The organism is Shewanella youngdeokensis (genome assembly GCF_033180165.1).
Classification (GTDB): Bacteria; Pseudomonadota; Gammaproteobacteria; order Enterobacterales; family Shewanellaceae; genus Shewanella; species Shewanella youngdeokensis.
On record NZ_CP136522.1, the window covers coordinates 301,633 to 322,165 of the forward strand.

The window sequence follows — 20,533 nt, forward strand, 5'->3', positions numbered from 1 at the left end:
GCAGGCTTTTGTTGTGGAAATCCTTAGCTTTTTCAGAGCTCACGCTTGATGAGCTGTACGACATATTAAAATTAAGAGTCGACGTGTTTGTGGTCGAGCAAAACTGCCCCTATCCGGAATTAGACAATAAAGACCGACAAAGCCAAACCCAGCATTTACTGGGTATTGATGAACAAGGCACTATTCAAGCTTATGCACGTGTCCTTGCGCCCGGTGTAAGTTATCCTGAGGTTAGTATTGGCCGCGTGATTGTAGCTGAGGCGAGCAGAGGCCAAGGCGTAGCGCATACCTTGATGCAAAAAGCAATTTCAATTGCGGTGCGAAAATGGCCTGAGCAGAATATTCAATTAGGCGGGCAAGCGCATTTAACCGATTTTTATCAACAGTTAGGTTTTAAGCCTGTGTCTGACATCTATTTAGAAGATGGGATCCCGCATCTAGATATGCTGCTGTCGTTAAAGCAGTAGACTGGTTTGGTCGTGACGACTTAACCCGAATAGGCAGGGTAGTTATAGGTGACGTGCTATGGCTTGACCTACACGCCACCTGATAACATTAAGACTGTTGAGTGTGGATCTCTTTCACGGGGCAAGGGATCTCAATATCAGCCATTCTTAACGCTTTAAAGAGGCTGGAGTTAACTTGATACTTAGCTTGGAAGTAACTATCTGTTGCAACCCAATAGCGGATCCCGATTTCAATCCCAATACTATTAAAGTCGTTGATACCGATTTGCGCATGCTCACCATCGCTAACCTGCGGGCTGTCAGCCAGCACTTTTGACAGCATTTTCACTACCGCATCTGGATCGGCTTTATAGCTAATGTTGAACTTTGTTTCGACAAGTTTATTGGCAAATGAGTTATGTAATACTTCGCCAACAATGTGCTTGTTGGGCACATTTATTTGCTCACCTTCTTCATTGGTTAGCACTGTCATCCCGAGGTGAATGTCTTTTACTAACCCGCTCACGCCTTGCACTTCAATGGTATTGCCGACAATGAATGGACGGGTAACAATAATGGTGATCCCAGCTGCGTAGTTGGCTAGCATGCCTTGTAATGCGAGTCCGGCCCCTAAAGATGCTGCACCGATAGCGGCAACCATAGGTGTAACACTGATCCCTAGCTTACCTAAAGCAATGACCCCGACAAGAACTATCACCAAAATGCGAACAAAATTACTGGTGAAATTACTGAGAGTGATATCGATTTCATGTTTTTGGAAGAGGCGACTGACAAGGTTGGATACCTTAGCGGCAACCCACAAACCAATAATAAAAATCAGCACAGCACCTAAAATGCTAAAGCTATATTGCACGAGGAATTCAGTAATCATGGAGTAGGCGTTTTGCAGTTGGGCAATCTCTTGTTCTAAACCTTGTTCGTTCATTTGTCCGGGGTCCTTTAATGCAGCGTTAATCGCTATTATCCTACTTAAATCAATAAGCTTTGTAACTTGCTATTTACGCCGCTGACGTTAATTTTGTGCCTTAAGGCGCTGTAATAAGTGATTCGTGAACAGGGTCAAGCTTTAGCGATACTCCTCTTTCAGATGAGGTGTAATAGGTTATTCTCTAAGCTTATTTCTATTGATGAGGTCAACTATGAAAGCGATTATTCTGCTAATGATAAGCGTGTTCATTACGCCTGTTTGGGCCAACAGCTTGGTTGTTGGTGACTCGCTAGCAGTATTAACCCTGCAAGATCAGTTTGGTGCTGACTACGTAGTTGATGGCAACATTAAACGAATATTGTTTAGTCGCAGTATGGATGGTGGCACAATCATTCAAACGGTGTTGAAAGCTGATCCGCAACTGCCAAAAGATTCAAGTTTAATTTATGTGGCAGATATCAGTGCTATGCCTCCATTAGTGGGCCGGTATATTGCTATCCCTCAATTTAAAAAGTTTACTTTTCGTATGGCACTCGATAGTGGCGGTGACATCACTAAAATGTTACCTGAACAAGCTGATCAAGCTACGTTGATTGACATGAAAGCAAACAAAGTCATCAATATCCGCTTTTTCGATGCCACCGAACCGCTGCTGGCAGCATTGAATGAGTAAAGGAAGGCGCTGATAGCGCCTTTTCTGTGTAGCTAAAACTAAGCTGAATGACCCTTCAAAATATCAAAGAGCTCTTCTTTTAAGTGTAGTTTTTGTAGTTTTAACTCATGTAGTTCTGGAGTGTAATCACTGGCATTGTGTTGCTCTAGGTGTTTTATCTCTTCATCGAGCTGATTATGTTGGTTAAACTTTTTCTGAAAGTGAGTATCTGAAGTCTTTAGTTTGCTGATGAGCTCTCTATATTCTGGAAACATACAGGTGATCCTTTTTCTGCTTTTTTCATTCGATTCAACTTTAAATTAGCGTGTATATTCTGCAAAAAGTGTGAACTAGATCTTGTTTTGTTGTTCGTTTTTTGGTCAAGCGTGGCTCTTGGTGTAAGTCATTGTTTTTGCGTAATATTGTTGGATTATTGTTCATATAAGAGCTGTGCTCATTTTAAATTGGCACTCTAGTGGTTAACTGCTATATTTTTTGTATTTCATCATGATTTTGTAACTAGATTACGACAAATCATTTACGGCTTGGCCAATGAACTGTGAGCTGGTTAACCTTATTGCGGGCATTACTGGGTTACAGTCACTTTATTAAGAATTTTATTATCAATATTGAAAGAGGTTTCCATAATGTCTGATGTGTTTCATTTAGGCTTAACCAAAGAAATGTTAGCCGGCGCAAGTATCGCTATTGTGCCTGGTGATCCTGAGCGAGTTAAACGCATCGCAGAACTAATGGATAATGCGGTTTTTCTTGCTAGCCACCGCGAGTACACAAGCTATTTAGCTTACATTGAAGGTAAGCCAGTTGTTGTGTGCTCGACCGGGATTGGTGGGCCGTCGACTTCTATTGCTGTGGAAGAACTAGCTCAGCTAGGGGTGCGTACTTTCTTACGTGTAGGTACAACTGGTGCGATTCAACCGCAAGTCAATGTTGGTGATGTTATTGTTACCCAAGCATCAGTTCGTTTAGACGGTGCCAGCTTGCACTTTGCTCCGCTTGAATATCCAGCTGTTGCTAACTTTGAGTGTACCACGGCAATGGTTGCCGCAAGTCGTGACGCAGGGCTAGAACCGCATATTGGTATTACGGCTTCATCTGATACCTTCTACCCAGGGCAGGAGCGTTACGATACAGTTTCAGGTCGTGTTACTCGTCAATTCAAAGGCTCAATGCAAGAGTGGCAAGAGCTTGGCGTACTAAACTATGAAATGGAGTCTTCAACACTGTTTACTATGTGTGCCTCGCAAGGTTGGCGCGCAGCCTGTGTTGCTGGAGTGATTGTAAACCGAACTCAGCAAGAGATCCCTAATGAAGAAACCATGAAGAAAACTGAAGTCAGTGCTATTTCAATTGTGGTTGCAGCCGCGAAAAAGTTGTTAGCATAAAAACATATTCGCCTTAAAGTAGGCATTGTAAAGGCGCATTATGCGCCTTTTTTATTGGTAGGTTTAGCTTGAGCTAAAAATGGTACTGCGCGATGACAGAGTATGTGCTTTGGTCAATGCCATCAACACCATACTTGTTTTGCCAGAAATCATATTCAATACCCATAAACAGCTTATTTTTCTTATGCTCGCCAAACACGACTGCGCCTAAGTCATACTTTAATTGCGGGTTAAAGTGAAAGTTTGCTTGGTATGAATCCTCGTCAGTGGCGAAAACCCAATCAATGTAGCCATCCAGTACAATGTTGGAGTTACCCACTGGAAAATCCATTCTGTATACCGGGGTAAGCTGCCAGCCATCACTATTATTTAAGCTTCCGGTAGCATGTCGACGATAGGTGTTGAGCTGAAAATAGCTAAAATAGGGAGCCTTAATGTCCATCCCGACTCCATATAGAAAACTCTCAACCGGCCCTTCACCTTCTTCGAATGTTAACGCGAGAGAAAAATCGGTCAGCGGCCCTGCAGCCACTTTCTTGCCTAAGATTTTGCTGGCACTTAACCGAGTCGATATTTCGCCGTAGGTGGTGTTGTCTTGTCCTGCATTAGCGCCATTGAAGTAAATTACATCCTGAAAAGCAAACCAGTCACCGTATTGCCAGCCACCGGCTGTTTCAAACGTCAACGTTGTTTGAGAATCGGAAGGTGCTAGATCGTAGTTGTCACCGTAAAGTGCTGTGATGCTAGCGTCCCACCAGTGGATGATGTTGTCAGCTAGTGCGGCAGGGCTGACGATTAGCGCGAGGTATAACCAATTTTTGTTCATTTCTCAAACCTTGTGGTAGTGCAGCTTTAGCTGCGTATGTTTATGCAATACTGACATTGGACATTTAGTGTTCGATTGTTTTTTGAGTTCATTAAAGGTAAGTGCTGAAATAAAACACTGAAAATAAGTGTTTTTTATACGGTATATAACATATGGCTAATGTAACTAATGCACAATTATTTTGTTAATAAATGTGGCGTTTGCTGGTGGTTTTAAAATATTAAACAGTGGTTTAATAATGGCTGCCACTCAACACTGTTGAACCATGCCTATATAAATCAATGGTTTACCTCGGTCTTGGTGCTGTCATTTTATCTGCAGTGGCAATTTCCAGCATGATGTATTTTGCAACAAACTTTGACATATTATGTCGCAATAGGAACAAACTGCTGATATAGTCATTATTTGAGCTATTTCATTTCAGGGGGAAGTATGGAGTTTTCTAATCCAATCGTTATTTGGTCTTGTATCGGTATCGTACTGATGTTGGCAGAGATCATCCTACCCGGTGGGATTGTTATTTTGCTTGGGGCTGCTTGCCTCGTGGTTGCCCTTGCCCTTGGGGTTGGAGTTGTTGAAGGGATAGTGCAAAGCTTAACACTGTGGTTTATCGTCTCAATGGTGTTGCTACTGCTGTGCCGACAGTTAACCCAAAAGCTAGTGGGTGGAGATTCGCACGTGGGCAATACTGATGAAGAGTTTGATATTTATAATCAGCTCGCAACCGTAAAACAAGATATTGGCCCCGCCCAACAAACTGGACGAATTGAATTTCAGGGCTCTGAATGGTCAGCGCTTGGTGATGGCAGCGTGATTTTAGCCGGCACCCAAGTTCGGATTATATGTCGCGATAATATTGCGCTCGTTGTAGAACCAATAGAAGAAAGCGTTGAACATGTTAAGAAGTAACTAGCCGTCACAAAATAAATACTAGGGAAGGGAGCTATACATGCTTATATTTACACTGTTTGTATTATTTATTTTTTTCATTTTATATAAATTATTGCTCATTGTACCCATGCGTGAAGTGAATGTGATTGAACGTTTAGGCAAGTTTCGTACAGTGTTGCAGCCGGGTTTTCATTTTTTAATTCCATTTTTTGACCGTGTGGCCTACAAGCATGAAATAAGAGAGCAAGTGCTAGATGTGCCGCCACAAAGCTGTATATCGAAAGACAATACTCAGCTGGAAGTCGACGGGTTAGTCTACCTAAAAGTGATGGACGGCAAGTTGGCAAGTTACGGTATTGAAGACTATCGCCGTGCTGCAGTTAACCTTGCGCAAACTACGATGCGTTCAGAGATCGGTAAGCTAAGTTTAAGCCAGACATTCTCGGAGCGAGATAGCTTAAATGAATCCATTGTGCGAGAGATTGATAAGGCTTCTGATCCGTGGGGAATAAAAGTACTGCGATATGAGATAAAGAACATCACCCCATCGCGAAAAGTTATCCATACGCTTGAAAAGCAGATGGAAGCAGAGCGCCGCAAGCGCGCAGAAATCACCCTTGCCAATGCCGAAAAAGCCGCGATGATTAACCTCTCTCAAGGTGAACGCCAAGAGGCAATAAACCTTTCAGAAGGTGAAAAGCAACGCCGCATCAACGAAGCAAAAGGTATGGCGCAAGAAATTACTATTGTTGCTAAAGCCAAAACCGAAGGTATGGCCTTAGTATCATCGGCATTAGCCAAAGAAGGTGGCCACGCCGCAATGAACATGCAACTCAAAGAGCAGTTTATTAGTCAGGTGGGTAAGATTTTAGATGAAGCTGATGTGTCAATTGTACCGGCGGAACTTGCTAAGTTAGAAGGTTTCTTTGAAGGCATGGAGCAAGTGACTCACGCCGTATCTGCCAATACTGTAAAAGGAGCGCGCTAATGATTGCCGGAATGAATTCAGACCTTATTGTAATGGCTATTTGGGGTGTTTTGTTTGCTATTTTTGTCATTAAATTATTCCAATCAATTCGTTTGGTGCCGACTAAGTCGGCCTATATTGTGGAACGGTTAGGTAAGTATCATTCGACCTTAGATGCTGGTTTTCATGCATTGATCCCGTTCGTCGATAAAGTGGCGTATATTCACGATCTTAAAGAAGAAACTATCGACGTTCCGCCGCAAGAATGCTTTTCGTGCGATGAGGTGAATGTTGAAGTTGATGGGGTTATTTACATCTCTGTGACCGATCCCGTTAAAGCCAGCTATGGCGTTGTAGACTACCGCTATGCCGCGATCCAGTTAGCGCAAACGACAACGCGATCGGTAATTGGTACCCTGGATCTTGACCGTACATTTGAAGAGCGTGACGTCATTAGCGCTAAAGTCGTTGAGGTGTTAGATCAAGCTGGAGCGATGTGGGGAATTAGAGTTCATCGTTATGAAATTAAAAATATTACTCCACCCGAAACCGTTAAAAATGCAATGGAAATGCAGGTGAATGCCGAGCGAGAAAAACGAGCATTACTTGCTAAAAGTGAAGGTGATAAGCAGAGTAAAATTAATCGCTCTGAAGGTGTTAAAACCGAAACCATTAACCATTCCGAAGGTGAAATGCAGCGCCGTATCAATGAAGCCGAAGGTAAAGGTGAAGAGATTTTAACGATTGCAAGAGCAACGGCAGAATCGATAGAGCATATGGCAACCGTAATTGCGGCTCCCGGTGGTAAAAATGTGGTGCGTATGCAACTAGGCGCGCAATATCTGAAACAATTAGATGGACTCAGCTCAAGTCAAAGCAAAGTGGTGTTGCCCGGTAATTTGATGGACTTTGACCACTGGATGAATAGCATTGGTTTAGAAGAGGAATCAATCAAGAAACGTTAAGCGTAATTAAGGTCAGTGGTATTAATAAATGCTAAGACTTGTTAGAGGCTTAGCATTTATTTTGTGGGCTTAACCGAATGCAGTATGAGCGTGGTTTTACTTAGCCACAAGATAATCTGTACCGCAAAATCTGTGACTTTCAACTTGCTGATTGAGTGCATTCAAATTACGACTAATATTGGATGATAAATCGATTGCTTAGGAATATTCAGGTGGGTAATCATGGCGTTTGACGATAAATTTAGATTAAGCAGTCACGCCGTAATTTTACGGCAAGGCGCTACTGAGCAAGAGGTATTACTACTCAAAGCCACCTATGGTTCGTGCAACTGGGGCTTACCCGGTGGAGCATTAGAGCCGGGCGAAACGATTCATGAGGCACTGATCCGAGAATGCCAAGAAGAGTTAGGATTAACGGTAACTGTTAATTACCTTTCAGGCGTTTACTATCACAGCGCTTATAACTCACAAGCGTTTATATTTAGCTGTGATATCAACTCTGATGACAGTATCACTCTTAGTAGCGAGCATTCGCAATACCAATTTGTTGCTATCTCTTCACTGCCTAAGGTGCAAAAAGCGCGGGTGAACGACTGCATTCAATACCATGGCGTAGTGGTTAGCTGTAAGTTTTAACTGGCTTATTGTCGGCCTCTTTTTCTGACTTTATTTTGGCTTGGGCTTCTTGCTTAAAGCGCTCACCAATTTTAAGTAACTCCTCAAAAGGTGCAGGTTTGCTAATTAAAAAACCTTGCGCGTAATCGCACATCATAAAGCTTAATTCATCAAGCTGATCTTGCGTTTCTACACCCTCTGCTATCACTCTAATGCCGAGTGCATGAGCCATTTCTATGGTGGCAATAATCAGCTCTTTACTGGTGTCGTCGGTGTTCATGTCCTTAATGAAACTGCGATCAATTTTCAAAATTTGGAAAGGATAAGTCCGTAAGTAACTGAGCGATGAATAGCCAGTACCAAAGTCATCCATCGAGATACAAAAACCTGCCTTACTCAATGCCATTAACGCGTCCAGAGTATAAGCATGACCGCTTAACAATACCCCTTCGGTGATCTCGAGTTCTAAATCTTCCGGCTTCATACCTCGCTGTTCAACACTTTCGGTTATGAGCTTAACTAGGTTGGGATTTCTAAACTGCCTTGGTGACAGATTTATGGCAACTCTAAAGTTACTATCAAAGGTTTTATGCCAGACTTGAGCTGCGCTAAGAGCTTGATTTAAAATGAACTCACCCATAGATTCGATTACGCCAGTTTGTTCTGCAATCGGAACAAATTCAGCCGGTGAGACATTGCCTAGCACTGCATTGTTCCACCTTAGAAGCGCTTCAGCGCCCATAATGCTGCCATCTCTGATATCGAGCTGGATTTGGTAATGCACCTGTAACTCACCGCGTTCCATTGCACCATGTATTTGTTCTTCAATGGCTAAGCGACGCGAGACTTCTTTATTCATGGCGTGAGTAAAGTAAGAGTAAGTATTACGACCAATACTTTTCGTGTGGTACATGGCTGAGTCAGCGTTTCTCAGCAGTTCTGACGGGTTTTTACCATCATTGGGATAGATGGCGATACCGATACTAGCGGTTAAAATAAGTTGTCGATTATCAATGTAAAATGGCTTTCTAAAGCCGCCAATGAGATTCTCTGCCAAGGGTTGAGCGTCATTAGCGCTGGTAAGTCCATCGAGTAAAATAATGAACTCGTCACCACCAAGGCGGCCTACAGTGTCCTCTTTACGAGTTGCTTTTAATAGTCTTTCTGCCGCAGTGATCAGTAGTTGGTCACCAGCTTCGTGACCTAATGAGTCATTAATTTTCTTAAAGTCATCTAAGTCGAGAAAGATAACCGCCAGCATTTTACCGCTACGTTCAGACGACTCAACTAGCTGCTCTAAACGCCTTAATGCCAAAAAGCGATTGGGAAGATCAGTCAGTGCATCGTAATGGGCTTGATGACGAATTTTGGCTTCAGCTTCGAGGCGTTCGCTATTATCGTGAAACGAGATCACTGCCCCCATTTTGTCTTCGCTTAAAGTCATTGGGTGTGACCAGTATTCCACCGGAAAACTGCTGCCATCTGCGCGCCAAAAATGGTCTTCTTTAAGATGGATGTCACGCTTAATTTGTTGTTCAGATATCGAATTTGCCAGGTCGTTTTCATCTTTATTTTGATGTACCAGCTTACCCATATTGCAAGCAATGAGCTGTTCTTCGGTGCGGTAACCAAGTAGTTTTACACATTGAGGGTTGGCAAATATGCAGCGACCATTTTCATCTACGCCATAAATGGCGGCGGCAGCTGAGTTTAAAATGGCTGACAGCAAGTGGTTCTTACTTAGAATGGTTTTTTGATTGGCCTCTTCTTGAACTGAAATATTTTTAACTCGGCTAAACATATGATTGAGTTCGAGTTCTAACTCACTTAACTCACCGTAACTACCAATTTGATTACGAGTGTTTAAATCGCCATTGGACCAGCGACGGACACACTTCGTAAGGTGTCTAATACGGGGAGTAACGCTCAGCACTTGAAATAGACCAACACTTAATACAGATAAATTCGCCACGCTAAATAGCGTAACGGCAAATAATAGGGTTTGATCTTGTGTTGGCTCGGTAATGAAGATAAACATCGCTAAACAAAGTGATGTAAGGCTGACAACCGTAAGGGCAATCAACCATGGTTTTAGTGTGTGTCTTTTCATTGTTAGCATACAAATTTCCTAACTCAAGTTGTTAAGCACCGCGGTTCTTGATGGCATTCAAGAACTGGGCTAGTGATTTACTGCCGCGGTTTGATGTGAGCCTAAAGATTAAAAAATTAACGAGAATGCCAAATGAGCTTAAAACACCGTAAAAGGTAAGCTTATTGGGAAAGGGGCTTGGATGAGTCTTTACGTTATGGTTACGCATCAACAGTCGCCAAGATTGGCGAGTCAGAATATATATGCGTAAAGTGCTACAGAGGCTCGATATCGAGAACATTTTAATCCTTTAAAAAATATGAAAAATCAATCCATGATTACGGTGCTTGCATTTAAGTATAGGATCTAATTTCTTAAACTGGGAACAAGCCATTCAACAATAAATCATCTGCCTGAATGATAAGTATTATTAAATGGAAAATTGATTGAATTTTGGCAAGTTTGCCAGCCTTAATTGTTAGCTATTTACCCCATAAGCGAGTGTTAAATATGAATATAGAAAGAGTAGAAACCAATAACCGTATGAGCCGTATTGTGAAGCATAACGGTACGGTCTATTTATGTGGGCAAGTAGGTAAAGACGCAACGCAAGGGATCACCGAGCAGACTCAGTCAATGCTCGATAAAGTGGACGCTTTATTACTGCAAGCGGGCAGTGATCGAGAGCATATTCTGTCAGCGACTATCTATGTAAAAGACATGCAGTATTTTGCCGCAATGAATGCGGTATGGGACGCATGGGTGCCAGAAGGCTATGCGCCTGCACGAGCTTGTGTGGCGGCAAAAATGGCGCGTGATGCCTTATTAGTTGAGGTGTCGATTGTGGCTGCTGAAAAAGTATAAATCGACAGCAGTAAAGCTGTATTTAGTCCGTAACGGTTCATTTTTGTTTGGCGGGCTTACTTAAGCAATCGGTCGTGAATAGAATCTAGGTTCTGTTATACTGCTTCATTGATTTTTTTGGAGGCAATAATGGACGTATCTTCTTTACTCGACGGCCTAAATGACAAGCAGCGTGAAGCCGTAAGCGCGCCGCAATCCAGTATGTTAGTTTTAGCTGGCGCGGGCAGCGGTAAAACTCGAGTGTTAACTCACAGAATTGCTTGGCTGATGCAGGTCGAACAGCAAAGTCCTTATGCCATTTTAGCGGTGACTTTTACCAATAAAGCCGCTAAAGAGATGCGTGAGCGTGTTGAAAAAGTGGCTGGTAGTAACATGAGTCGCATGTGGATCGGTACGTTCCACGGTTTAGCTCATCGACTGCTGCGCACACATTATAAAGACGCCAACTTACCGCAAAGCTTTCAAATTTTAGATTCAGATGATCAGCTACGCTTGATTAAACGCATTCTAAAAAGCCTTAATTTGGACGAAAAGCAATACCCGCCAAGACAAGCTCAAGGTTATATTAACGGTAAAAAAGATTTGGGTCTGCGCCCGTCGCATATCGATGCGGGTGGTTTTCCGATTGAGCAAAACTTACTTAAAATTTATCAGGTCTACCAAGACTCTTGCGATCGTGCGGGTTTGGTTGATTTTGCCGAAATCTTATTACGGGCTCATGAATTATGGCTCAATAAACCACACATTTTAGACCACTACCAAGACCGTTTTAAGCATATTTTGGTGGATGAGTTTCAAGACACTAACGCCATTCAATACGCTTGGATCCGTGTGCTTGCAGGCTCAACGGCAAACGTAATGATTGTTGGTGATGATGACCAGTCCATTTATGGTTGGCGTGGCGCCCAGGTTGAAAACCTACATAAATTTTTAGGCGACTTTCCCGCTGCCCAAACGATTCGGCTGGAGCAGAACTATCGTTCGAGCGCCAATATCTTGAACGCCTCTAACGAACTGATTGCTAACAACCCTGATCGTATGGGTAAAAAGCTGTGGACTGACGATAAAGACGGCGAGCCGATAGGCCTCTATTGTGCGTTTAACGAAATGGACGAAGCCCGCTTTATTGTTGGTCGAATTAACGACTGGCAAGATGAAGGCGGTAAGTTAGAAGATTGCGCTATTTTGTACCGCTCAAACGCCCAGTCGCGCGTGCTAGAAGAAGCATTGCTACATAAAGGGATTGCGTATCGTATATATGGTGGCTTACGTTTCTTCGAACGCCAAGAGATTAAAGATGCGATGGGCTATTTACGGCTTATCAGCAATAAAAATGACGATGCCGCATTTGAGCGAGTAGTTAACACGCCGGCACGTGGTATTGGTGGTCGAACGCTAGAGATCATGCGAACAACGGCTCGCCAACAAGAGCTGACGCTATGGGACGCATGTGTTCGTTTGCTTGATGAAAAGGTTCTCAGTGGTCGTGCTGCAAATGCCGTGCGTGGCTTTATGGACTTGATTGTGGCTTTAAGAGTCGACACTGAAGAGCAGTCATTACACCGACGCACCGATCATGTCATTCAGCAGTCTGGCCTTAAGTTAATGTACGAAACTGAAAAGGGTGAAAAGGCCAGAGCAAGAGTTGAGAACTTAGAAGAGCTTGTTACCGCAGCCCGCAGTTTTGTGGTGCCAGAAGATCTTGAAGATATGGGTGAGTTAAATGCCTTTTTGTCTCACGCAGCACTAGAAGCGGGTGAAGGCCAAGCTGACGAATTTACCGATGCAGTGCAGTTAATGACATTGCACTCAGCTAAAGGTCTAGAGTTCCCAATGGTGTTTATGGCCGGTGTTGAAGAAGGGTTGTTCCCGAGTCAAATGGCAATAGAAGAAGGTGACAGGCTCGATGAAGAGCGTCGTCTTTGCTACGTTGGTATGACGCGTGCGATGCAGCGGCTGTACATTACCTATGCTGAATCTCGACGTATATATGGCCGAGAGAGTTTTGCTAGGCCGTCTCGCTTTGTAAAAGAGATCCCAGAGCAGTTTGTACAAGAGATCCGTATGCGCACCGAAGTCAAAGCGCCCGCAGTAAGTACTCGCTTTGGCAAACAAGACAGCGCCTTTAATGAGTCAGGATTTAAGATTGGCCAGCGGGTTAACCACCCTAAATTTGGTGAAGGTACTGTGACCAACTACGAAGGGAGTGGTGCGCAAGCCCGTATTCAGGTTAACTTTTTAGATGTTGGCAGTAAATGGTTAGTGATCGCTTACGCACGCTTAGAAAAGAAGTAGTAACACTATTTACATTAGATTGACCATAGCGGTTGAATACTGGTTCAGCTTAGTCATAATGGAGGTATAAACTAAAGGCCAAAGCCGTTTTAGGAGAGCCTCATAAAATGAATTTAAGCAATAAATTAGATGTTTATATGCGGCTGAGTCGCTTGGACCGACCGATAGGGACTTTACTGTTACTATGGCCCTGCTTAATGGCATTGATGTTTGCGGCTGGCGGTATGCCCGACGTCAAAGTGCTAATGATATTTATGGTTGGCGTGGTGGTCATGCGTGCTTGTGGTTGTGTGATTAATGATTACGCCGACCGCAACCTGGACGCACATGTTGAGCGCACTCAATCTCGACCTCTAGCCAGTGGCGAGGCAAGCAGTAAAGAAGCATTGTTACTGTTTGCCGTCATGGGCTTGTTTGCTTTTTTTCTTGTGTTACAGCTTAACCTGCTGGTGGTTAAACTATCGGTTATTGGCATTATTCTTACCATTATTTATCCTTTTACCAAGCGTTACACCAATATGCCGCAGATGTTTTTGGGTACAGTTTGGAGCTGGTCTATTCCCATGGCCTACGCCGCTCAAACCGGTACTGTACCGGTTGAAGCTTGGTGGTTATTTGCCGCCAATTGGTGTTGGACTGTGGCTTACGACACCATGTATGCCATGGTCGATCGCGATGACGATCTAAAGGTCGGCATTAAATCAACTGCAATTTTATTTGGTCGATTTGATCGGCAAATTATTGCTGCATTTCAGTTTGCGGCGTTGGTGTGTTTTATTGTAGCGGGGATTATTGCCGAGCGAGGCGCGATCTACGGCCTTGGTATTGTGGCATTTATCGGCTTTGTATTTTACCAGCAAAAATTGATTTACAGCCGTGACCGCGCGCCATGCTTTAAAGCTTTTTTAAACAATAATTGGGCGGGGCTATCACTCTTTATAGCACTCGGATTAGATTATTTAGTTTTTTGATTGGAGCACTGTTTGCGCGTGCTTTACGCTAACGTCATCATAATAAACGTCTTCTAGTGAAGACGTTTTTTTATGCCTAAAATTGAGCTTATTTAACCCCAGAGTTCCTCGTCAAACCTGCTGGACACTGAGTAAAACTGTCTATACTTAATGAGTCGTAAATGTACGATGTTGGCTTGATTACTGCGGTACTTCCGCTGTTTTTAGCGCCATTCCATATGAATATATACCGGTCAAAACAAAGTCATTTTGCGAGGCAGTTAAGTATGCTTGGCGCCATTAGCGATGATTAAAGGTTCGAGGTGACCGGTATTTAGCAATATTGAGCAAGCAGGTGGAGCTGTTTGTATGGAGGCTGGGTATGACATATTGGGTAACTTCATTTGATGCGGGCCAATGGGCAAACTACGAACTGGCATTGTTGCTGGTGGCCGTGCTAATTTTTGTTATTTGGGCTGTTGTTTGCTTGTGTAAACCGCAAGGGGTCGCTCGTTGGGTTGTGGCGGTATTTTGCTGCGTTTTGGTCAGTGGCGTATGTTTAACGAGCCGCGTTAATGCGCTACAAATTAGTTCGATATTAACGAAAGGCCAAAACATTGAGGTTCTCGACGGCAGTTATCAATATGGTCGTTATCATTTTCCGTATAACTCAGCTCATGGGGTCGACTTTAGGGAGATCCACATAGGTGAGCGCACCTTAAAGCTATACCATTCTGGCTACTTAAAACACGCTCGTTGCTACCGCAGCTTTTATAACACTAATGAATTTAACGACAACGCTAAACTCCGTTTATACATACAATGGTATGAGCATGAGTTGGTGCATAACAATAGTATTATTAAGATTAAAACCCCCTGTATTTTACGCATTGAGCAACGCGGCGCAGAGCCCATTTAGCTGGCTTGTTGTGTTACGGCCAGAGTCATATCGATAAAACCAAACCGAGTATCGCTTTTGCATTACGGCGGCATTCGGGGAGCTTGGGCGGCGTTGTTGTTCAGGGCTAGGACTTGTGGCGAACTTACAGCTTAAATTTAGCCAATCGCAAACCTATTTTGGTGGTTTTGGGCAGTTACCCGAACCGATAAGTGAGCTTAAACTCGTTGTCAGTGACCCAGAAAAATTAGCGGCCGAGCTTGAACAGCGTCTTACCATAGGGGCTGGTACAACCAAGGTTGAGCTCGCCAAAGCTGGGTGAGTTTGTCAGGGTATGGTGCTAAGCATGCTTTGGCATGCGAGCTGGAGGTTAACCCCTCCAGTCATCTGGTGATGTTGAACTTACAGCTTCCTACCTAAGCGTTTTTCTACCTGTTTCTTTTCCCAATCGGGTCCCAAAAAATTTAATATTTCAAAGGCTCTTAACCCATGACATGCTATACCAACGCCCCAGCCTAGTGCTGGCCACCATGCCCAAATATAGCTAGGGTTAGTGATAAAATTGATGATAAAGAGTAATGTAATGACCAACACATATGAGATTAAGTTGGAATAGAAACCCTTTATTTTTCTTACTTGTTCCAAGGCTGCTTTTTCATCAGCAGTTACTTTAATTGCATCGTTCATTTGTGGCTCCATTTGAAGGTCAGTTACTTGGATTTCAAATACAGCAGCTAAAGATTTCAAAGACTCAAGACCCGCATTTTGGCCGCGCTCAATTCTTTGGATTGTTCTTACGCTTAACCCACTTAGTTGAGATAAATGGTCTTGCGACCAGCCACGTTGCAACCTTAACTTCCTAACTATCATCATTTAATCCCTTCTGCTGTTCGGACAAATACTACCTACCACAAACGATTGCTGTAACGTCATAAGGGCGACAATGACCTGACACTTATTAAATTTCAATAATTTAATAAGGTTTTAAATCTTGTTGGTATTGTTTGAATATAAGACTTTAAACTTTATTTGGTTAGCTTTTTTTAAACGAATGCCAGTAAACAGCTATTATCTTTAGCTGTTTACTATTACTTAAATCATCGGTTGGCAAAGTGAGAGGAGCTGGCAGATAGATATTAAGCCTTCACTAACTTTTCTAAATCTGCAGGACGATAGTAAACCGATTTTAACACTTTGCCTTGGCGTACAATTTTACCATTCATATCAACATCTTTAGCGCACTTAGCAATAATAAAATCACCTTTGCTGCTGCCAACAATTTCAACACCTTGCTCGGCGTAAAATGCGATTGTTTCGGCCAGCTCTTGTTGGTTGCGGCACACTTTACTCATGTTGCTTGAGTGCACTTCATCCCAGCAGCTGACAAAATCGATTTCGCGGTTTTTGGCTACATGTAATAGCAAGTCAATAACATAGCTGATCTCAAGACGATCGCTGATTTTGGTCGCACCAAGGTGCACTAAGCGGCCCATTAATACATAAACCGAATCAACAATTGCGTCAGCTTGCTCAACACGGCTGTCGGCTTCGGCAAGCTCTGTTAGCTCTTCAATTGCAAGAGAGGTATGTAAGGTGTCGGCTATATCATCTAACGATGCCGTATCGGCTATTGGTAGGTCGAACGTTGCACGAAACTCATGAATATCACGATACAGGTGGTCAAAAAGGGCTTGGTCTAAAGCAGATAGTTTCATTGGTAATATCCTTGGTATGAGTCATTGCTGGCCATAGTAATGAAGTGCTCTTTAAATTGAAAGCCACGGATTTGAATTGCTACTCGTGCTCGGTTCAGCTTGGTGAGGGCATTATTGTAAACGATGTATGTTGATTGATTTTAGCGTTTGGTCGTCTCTGGTGATTGTAATCGTGGCGGGTTGTCGACCTGCAGGTGGTCAATAATTTGGAGTTGGATGCTCTGAATAATGGCTTGTACCGAATCTGTACTTACTGCTAACGCTTGCCAGCCATCGGTACTGAGGATATCAAGGCTGGTGACCGAAATTAAGGTTGTAGCATTAGGTGTGTTGTCTGCTATGCCTGCTAGCCTGAAGATCCCTTTTGGGGTGGTTATACGGCTAATGTTAAACACTTCCATTGCTCGAACTCGTTAAGTTTAAAATATGACTGTAACGCAATTGAGTGTAAAAAACAGTCATTGGCTCGTGCTAGCGTGCTAATGGCAGATACTGAAGTTAATATCTGCCTAGCCGTTGCTAATGAATTGGGCTTATCGTTTAGCGTATTTTTTAATGAGCTTTTCTAGGTAAGGTTGCACGTCTTTGTCGCTCCAGTCGAGGTAGCCACGTAAAAATCCGATGAGGTTGCCCGAGCCATCAAATACGTAAGTTGCTGGCACAATATCTGCTGGCATCACGTTGTCGATGTTCTTTTGTGGATCGAGCCAGGTTTTGTAGTAACCCAAATCATGGCGTTCTAAAAAGGCTGCGACTTGGTCGCTGTCTTCATTAATAGAGATTGGCAGCACGACGAGGTCATTGTCTTTATTACGTTGCCTAATGGCTTCAAACATCGGGATCTCTTGTAAGCAAGGGGCGCACCATGTGGCCCATAAACTGACGATCACCACTTTGCCTTTAAACTGTTTTAAGTTAACAGAGCCGCCATCGCTATCTTTAAAACTGACATCGGGTACTTCTCGTGCTGCACTCATCTCGATAAAGCGCGACATAATCATCGGCTTTTCGATGGGGTCTCCGGTGCTGTACACTTTTACGGTGGGAATGGCGGCATGCACAGGGCTAGCCAACGCTAAGCCCAAAGCTGCGATAGATAACAAAGAGGTTAGCGCTTGCTTGGCGAATAAAAATGGGCGAGTTGCCGAATTAGTCATGGGTGATGTCCTGATTAGATTGTTGCGCTTTTAGCGTTGGCCTTATAAAGAAAATGAGTCCAGCAACGGCGAGTAACACCAGTATTAACGGTAGTAGCCATAGCACCAATGTATTGCTGTTAAACGAAGGCAAGTAGCGGATTTTTTCACCGTAACGTTCAACCATAAAGTCGATGATGGCGGCTTTAGATTGGCCTTCATCAAGCATTAAAAAGATCTGGCCTTTTAGTTCGCTGGCTATTTTGCTTTTTGAGTCATAAAGGTTTTGGTTTACTGCCATGGGGCAGCGTAGTTCCCGCGCTATTTCAAAGCCTAAATCGCGCTTTTGCTCGTTGCTGTATTGGATTGGTGCAGGGTTAATGTCAGCGCTTACTGTCATTACCACCAATGACGGTAGCAATATAAGTAACGCCAATAAGCGGCGCAGAACGCCGTGGTTGCTTGCTATGTTGCTTAGCCACTTATGATGCAAATTCATTGCATGGCTCCTGTTGCTGTGGTGCTATTGAGCGCGATTTAACGCGTTTTACTTGGGTGCAAATGACAATGATTAGTCCGCCAAACATCATCAACATTGCGCCGTACCAGATCCAGTTGACCAAGGGCTTATAGCTAATGCGGATCAGGTATTCGTTATTGTTTAAGCCAGGGTTGTCGGTGAGCTGTTGGCCCATTGACACATATAAGTCGCCAAAAAATCCGCTTTGTATACCGGCTGCCGACATTTCCATGGCATTGGTTTTAAACGTTTGTCGTTGCGGGTAAAGGTAGGTGACGAAGTTGTCTTGCTCATCGACCACCATTATTTGAGCTTGAATGGCGGTGTAGCTTTTGGCATCAACGGCTTGGGTTTCTTCAAAAATAAAGCTGTACTGCCCCATGGTTTTACCCTGACCAGGCCCCATACGTAGCAGCTCTTCGGTTTCAAAATTAGACACCATAGTTGCGCCCAGTATCGATACTGCCACCCCAATGTGTGCAATACACATGGCGTAAAAACGGACACTGTGAGTGCTGGCATTATCTGCGCAGGGCTTAGCCGCAATTTTGTGTACTATGGCAAGGCCGGTGGCACAGATTATCCATAAGGCAGAAAATAAGCCCAATAATAGCCATGCATTAAAGCTATCTGCGCAGATATAAGTAGCCAGTAAAGCCATAACAAAGCACACAATCGCTAACACAATTGATGCGTTAATCTTGCTACCTTGTTGCCACGCTTGCAGAGGGGCAAAACCCATCAGTAAAAAAATCAGCCCTGCAATCGGCACAAATATACTATTAAAATAGGGCGCGCCAACTGAAATGGTATAACCGGTGATAACTTCAAAGATCAGTGGGTAACATGTGCCTAGTAGTATCGAAATCGCGGCAATGACCAGCAGCATGTTACCTAATAAAATTAGGCTTTCTTTCGACCGCAAGGTAAAGGTTAGCGGCGCCGCTTTAAGTGGAGTGCGCTGCGCGAATAGGGTTAGCGCAGCACCTGAAAAGACGACAAGCAACATCAGAATTGACAAGCCTCGAGTCGGATCAGAAGCAAATGCATGTACCGACTGCACCACGCCAGAGCGCACTAAAAAACTGCCTAATAAGCATAATGAGAAAGCTAAAATCGCCATAAAGATACTGCAAGAGCCTAAAATGCCACGTTTTGCAGTCATGATCAGTGAGTGCAGCAAGGCTGTAGACACAAGCCAAGGGATGAATGAGGCGTTCTCAACAGGGTCCCAAAACCACCATCCTCCCCAACCTAATTCGTTGTAAGCCCACCAAGAACCAAAAGCATTACCGCCAGTTAAAAACACCCACGCCAATATCGCCCAAGGCTGCAGGTAGCGAGCATATTGCTGGGTTAGCCCGCCAGACAGTAAGGCTGCCACGGCACCGGCAAAGCAAATGGTTAACCCAACATAACCTAGAAAAAGCAGCGGTGGATGAATGATTAGGCCGATGTCTTGCAGTATTGGGTTAAGGTCTTTACCTTCAATCGGAATATCAGGCAGCATCCGTGCAAAAGGACTTGAAGTAAACAGTAGGAACAGGCAAAAGCCCAATATTAACAGTGCGGTGACGGCAATAACCTTATGGTGAAAGTGCTGGTCAGTTTCAGGTGCGCGGCAAATTATAACTCCGCTCCAAATCGCAATCGCTACCACCCAAAAAAGCATTGACCCTTCATGCGAGCCCCACACGGCTGCGACTTTATATAAGGTTGCAAGTTGAGTGTTTGAATTATTAGCAACATACGCTACAGAAAAGTCATTAGTTAGAAAACTATAAGCAAGTGATGATATTGAAGCAATCAGTGTGATGCACATCAAAACAGTGATGGGCTTTGTGTAGCTAAGGACGTATTTACTATTTATTTTGATACCGTAGATTGTTATTGAAGACAAAACTATTGATAAAGTCGTCGCTATTATCAGTAGTAATAAACCTATCTCTGGAACCATAACTTTGCCTTTAATTCATCATTTAGGAATATATTATATATAAGGGGATTTATATAAGTGTGATGGTGCTAAATATTGGGGCTGCTTATTATTTATTCTATATGAAAATGAATGTCATTTAACTTTATTTAATCCTAAGTTAGAAACAACAAAGATAATGCGACCAAGCTCAAACTCTAGGTTGTGGTTACTTCTAACATTAAATTTTAATATATAAACTCGGCCTTTAAGATGTTTTTTATATCTAAAAAAGTGTGAATGATTAAAAGATAAAACTCTACTTTTGTTGTAAGTTATTGTTTTAATTGGATGTGGTTTCTTTGATAAGTTATGACAACTAATGCATTTTTTTTTGTGCACTAGCGCATATTCTTTAGCAACATTATCCGGAT

The 20,533-nt window shown here is 43.2% G+C and carries 22 protein-coding genes; 12 read left to right on the plus strand and 10 right to left on the minus strand.

The window, feature by feature from the left end:
• Nucleotides 1-8 precede the first annotated feature (8 nt).
• The gene (locus RGE70_RS01290) at nt 9-467 is read left to right on the plus strand and encodes a GNAT family N-acetyltransferase (protein ID WP_310469748.1); all 459 of its coding nucleotides are present in this window, start codon (nt 9-11) and stop codon (nt 465-467) included.
• Between the two features lie 88 nt (nt 468-555).
• Here RGE70_RS01290 and RGE70_RS01295 read toward each other — a convergent pair whose 3' ends face one another.
• The gene (locus RGE70_RS01295; RefSeq protein WP_310469749.1) at nt 556-1,392 is read right to left on the minus strand and encodes a mechanosensitive ion channel family protein; all 837 of its coding nucleotides are present in this window, start codon (nt 1,390-1,392) and stop codon (nt 556-558) included.
• A 214-nt stretch (nt 1,393-1,606) separates the two neighbouring features.
• On the opposite strand from RGE70_RS01295, the gene RGE70_RS01300 reads away from it, so the two are divergent.
• Entirely contained in the window at nt 1,607-2,068 is a 462-nt protein-coding gene (locus RGE70_RS01300) for a hypothetical protein (protein ID WP_310469750.1), read from the plus strand.
• Nucleotides 2,069-2,106: 38 nt separating this feature from the next.
• Here RGE70_RS01300 and RGE70_RS01305 read toward each other — a convergent pair whose 3' ends face one another.
• Nucleotides 2,107-2,322, minus strand: coding sequence for an HP1242/YdcH family protein (locus RGE70_RS01305; protein WP_310469751.1), 216 nt, complete (start codon nt 2,320-2,322; stop codon nt 2,107-2,109).
• Between the two features lie 372 nt (nt 2,323-2,694).
• Here RGE70_RS01305 and udp point away from each other — a divergent pair, with 372 nt between their 5' ends.
• Entirely contained in the window at nt 2,695-3,453 is a 759-nt protein-coding gene (gene udp / locus RGE70_RS01310; RefSeq protein WP_310469752.1) for a uridine phosphorylase, read from the plus strand.
• A gap of 73 nt (nt 3,454-3,526) precedes the next feature.
• On the opposite strand, the gene RGE70_RS01315 is transcribed toward udp, so the two are convergent.
• On the minus strand, nt 3,527-4,279 hold the full coding sequence (locus RGE70_RS01315) for an outer membrane protein OmpK (protein ID WP_310469753.1): 753 nt from the start codon (nt 4,277-4,279) through the stop codon (nt 3,527-3,529).
• Between the two features lie 432 nt (nt 4,280-4,711).
• On the opposite strand from RGE70_RS01315, the gene RGE70_RS01320 reads away from it, so the two are divergent.
• From RGE70_RS01320 to RGE70_RS01335, 4 genes are all read left to right on the plus strand, one after another.
• Nucleotides 4,712-5,188, plus strand: a complete 477-nt coding sequence (locus RGE70_RS01320) for an NfeD family protein (RefSeq protein ID WP_310469754.1) — start codon at nt 4,712-4,714, stop codon at nt 5,186-5,188.
• A gap of 40 nt (nt 5,189-5,228) precedes the next feature.
• Nucleotides 5,229-6,158, plus strand: a complete 930-nt coding sequence (locus tag RGE70_RS01325; protein WP_310469755.1) for an SPFH domain-containing protein — start codon at nt 5,229-5,231, stop codon at nt 6,156-6,158.
• Nucleotides 6,158-7,102: an SPFH domain-containing protein gene (locus tag RGE70_RS01330; protein WP_310469756.1), complete on the plus strand. Its 945-nt coding sequence runs from the start codon at nt 6,158-6,160 to the stop codon at nt 7,100-7,102. Before RGE70_RS01325 ends, RGE70_RS01330 begins: the two co-directional genes overlap by 1 nt.
• 222 nt (nt 7,103-7,324) lie before the next feature.
• On the plus strand, nt 7,325-7,738 hold the full coding sequence (locus RGE70_RS01335) for an NUDIX domain-containing protein (RefSeq protein ID WP_310469757.1): 414 nt from the start codon (nt 7,325-7,327) through the stop codon (nt 7,736-7,738).
• On the opposite strand, the gene RGE70_RS01340 is transcribed toward RGE70_RS01335, so the two are convergent.
• Nucleotides 7,722-9,836 (minus strand): putative bifunctional diguanylate cyclase/phosphodiesterase, encoded by a 2,115-nt coding sequence (locus tag RGE70_RS01340; protein WP_310469758.1) that lies wholly within the window; start codon nt 9,834-9,836, stop codon nt 7,722-7,724. The two genes, RGE70_RS01335 and RGE70_RS01340, sit on opposite strands and share 17 nt — an antisense overlap.
• Nucleotides 9,837-10,316: 480 nt before the next feature.
• Here RGE70_RS01340 and RGE70_RS01345 point away from each other — a divergent pair, with 480 nt between their 5' ends.
• The 5 genes from RGE70_RS01345 to RGE70_RS01365 all read left to right on the plus strand — a co-directional run bounded on the left by RGE70_RS01345 (nt 10,317) and on the right by RGE70_RS01365 (nt 15,135).
• The gene (locus RGE70_RS01345; RefSeq protein WP_310469759.1) at nt 10,317-10,670 is read left to right on the plus strand and encodes a RidA family protein; all 354 of its coding nucleotides are present in this window, start codon (nt 10,317-10,319) and stop codon (nt 10,668-10,670) included.
• Between the two features lie 129 nt (nt 10,671-10,799).
• A complete protein-coding gene (gene uvrD / locus RGE70_RS01350) occupies nt 10,800-12,965 on the plus strand; it encodes a DNA helicase II (protein ID WP_310469760.1) in 2,166 nt (721 codons plus the stop codon).
• 107 nt (nt 12,966-13,072) lie between these two features.
• The gene (gene ubiA, locus RGE70_RS01355; protein ID WP_310469761.1) at nt 13,073-13,936 is read left to right on the plus strand and encodes a 4-hydroxybenzoate octaprenyltransferase; all 864 of its coding nucleotides are present in this window, start codon (nt 13,073-13,075) and stop codon (nt 13,934-13,936) included.
• Nucleotides 13,937-14,297: 361 nt separating this feature from the next.
• Complete coding sequence (locus tag RGE70_RS01360) at nt 14,298-14,834, plus strand: hypothetical protein (RefSeq protein ID WP_310469762.1); 537 nt, start codon at nt 14,298-14,300, stop codon at nt 14,832-14,834.
• A gap of 115 nt (nt 14,835-14,949) precedes the next feature.
• Complete coding sequence (locus RGE70_RS01365) at nt 14,950-15,135, plus strand: hypothetical protein (RefSeq protein ID WP_310469763.1); 186 nt, start codon at nt 14,950-14,952, stop codon at nt 15,133-15,135.
• A gap of 80 nt (nt 15,136-15,215) precedes the next feature.
• Here RGE70_RS01365 and RGE70_RS01370 read toward each other — a convergent pair whose 3' ends face one another.
• From RGE70_RS01370 to RGE70_RS01395, 6 genes are all read right to left on the minus strand, one after another.
• Nucleotides 15,216-15,686: a 2TM domain-containing protein gene (locus RGE70_RS01370; RefSeq protein ID WP_375087885.1), complete on the minus strand. Its 471-nt coding sequence runs from the start codon at nt 15,684-15,686 to the stop codon at nt 15,216-15,218.
• 263 nt (nt 15,687-15,949) lie between these two features.
• Nucleotides 15,950-16,528, minus strand: coding sequence for a nucleoside triphosphate pyrophosphohydrolase family protein (locus tag RGE70_RS01375; RefSeq protein WP_310469764.1), 579 nt, complete (start codon nt 16,526-16,528; stop codon nt 15,950-15,952).
• Between the two features lie 140 nt (nt 16,529-16,668).
• Nucleotides 16,669-16,929, minus strand: coding sequence for a hypothetical protein (locus RGE70_RS01380; protein WP_310469765.1), 261 nt, complete (start codon nt 16,927-16,929; stop codon nt 16,669-16,671).
• Between the two features lie 132 nt (nt 16,930-17,061).
• Nucleotides 17,062-17,685 (minus strand): TlpA family protein disulfide reductase, encoded by a 624-nt coding sequence (locus tag RGE70_RS01385; protein WP_310469766.1) that lies wholly within the window; start codon nt 17,683-17,685, stop codon nt 17,062-17,064.
• Nucleotides 17,678-18,163: a cytochrome c-type biogenesis protein gene (locus RGE70_RS01390; protein WP_310469767.1), complete on the minus strand. Its 486-nt coding sequence runs from the start codon at nt 18,161-18,163 to the stop codon at nt 17,678-17,680. The genes RGE70_RS01385 and RGE70_RS01390 overlap by 8 nt, the downstream gene beginning before the upstream one ends.
• Complete coding sequence (locus RGE70_RS01395) at nt 18,147-20,141, minus strand: heme lyase CcmF/NrfE family subunit (protein WP_310469768.1); 1,995 nt, start codon at nt 20,139-20,141, stop codon at nt 18,147-18,149. The genes RGE70_RS01390 and RGE70_RS01395 overlap by 17 nt, the downstream gene beginning before the upstream one ends.
• Between the last annotated feature and the right edge of the window lie 392 nt (nt 20,142-20,533).